The sequence below is a fragment of the Synechocystis salina LEGE 00031 genome (assembly GCF_015207985.1).
In the GTDB taxonomy this organism is placed as follows: domain Bacteria; phylum Cyanobacteriota; class Cyanobacteriia; order Cyanobacteriales; family Microcystaceae; genus Synechocystis; species Synechocystis salina.
This window is the reverse complement of sequence record NZ_JADEVV010000112.1, coordinates 1-1,200: the sequence shown is the minus strand read 5'-3', so window position 1 is coordinate 1,200 and position 1,200 is coordinate 1. Positions and strand designations below refer to the sequence as shown.

Here is a 1,200-nt window from a genome sequence, read left to right as displayed (position 1 = left end):
TCCCATCAAGACCCTGAACCGGCTATGGCTTCCCTTCGTCAGCATCACCGCCGCCTTTATGCCCTTGAGTTTACTCTCCAGGTCTATTCCTACGAGTCCTCTTAAACTTTTGTCAGTCAATCAGCATTGGCGTACACAACCATCACTATGACCACTAAATAAAAAGCGACTGTCATCACTGATTGCCAAAGAATAAACAGGAAAATTTTCAATGTGTCTTAATTCAATGGACTGCCAATTTTCTCTGGATAAGTTAACCGTAATAATTGCTTTATTATTTGTATTAATTCCGGGCAAGCCATAGTGATAAAAAATATTTTCTTCAGTATCTTTTTTTTGTGAAATTTCTTCTAGCTCAAATTTCAATTGCAGTAATTCTTGTTGGCTGTCAACAGTTTGCCATTGCTGATCGATCTGATGATCAGGATTATTTGACAAACCAAGATTTATTCTTAACTGTTCCAATTCATGATTGAGTTCTAAATCATTGAATTTTCCATACCAAGTTAATTCTTGCAGGATTGGGTCTAATTCTAATAGGGCCTGGACGTAAAATTCCTCATATGAAATTTGTTCTTCCATACGATAAAAAATCTGTCCGTAGGATTCCTTTGGGCTATCTTTAACAAACATTTTGATTAATTGATATGCCCCCAGGGCAAAAATTCCCCCAGTCACAGCCATAGTTCCCATGCCAATGCCAAAAGCTGTTCCTCCCATGGCAACTCCAACATTGCCTAGGCTAGCTCCAAAACCAGCGCCCAGCACCGATCCCATGGTAGTTATTCCGAGAACCTTAACATCACCACTTTCAATGCCTTCTAATATTGAGGCGATCGCCGCTCCGGCCAAAGCACCACTCACCACAATTACCGGAGTCCCTACGGCCATGGCTCCAAAACTACCGACTAAGCCAATATTACCCACCTGACTGGCAAATATTTGTCCTCCAGTAGCCCCTAGAATTACAAAATTCGATTCTCCAGTGAGATTAATTGGCATACACACTTGCCTCAAATTATGTCAGTTTAATCTGTGTCCTTGGGTAAGGGAGTGATTTCAGAAACTTTTTGAAACCCACATTCCGGAGTTTAGAGAGGAGGGAAAATAATTAGCAAGTAGGTACTGGAAGAAGATAGTAGCGACGGCAGGATTGAGTAAAAAAGCGGAGAATATGGAGTCGCTCATCAGTCAAATTAA

General features: G+C 40.8%; 1 protein-coding gene. It reads right to left on the bottom strand.

Annotated features, from left to right (window positions below):
• Nucleotides 1-120 precede the first annotated feature (120 nt).
• The gene (locus IQ217_RS18725; RefSeq protein WP_228024335.1) at nucleotides 121-777 is read right to left on the bottom strand and encodes a WD40 repeat domain-containing protein; all 657 of its coding nucleotides are present in this window, start codon (nucleotides 775-777) and stop codon (nucleotides 121-123) included.
• Nucleotides 778-1,200 lie beyond the last annotated feature (423 nt).

What these genes read in the sequence shown, in the direction of transcription:
- IQ217_RS18725 (WP_228024335.1), bottom strand. Translation starts at nt 777, where the DNA reads ATGGGATCGGTGCTGGGCGCTGGTTTTGGAGCTAGCCTAGGCAATGTT.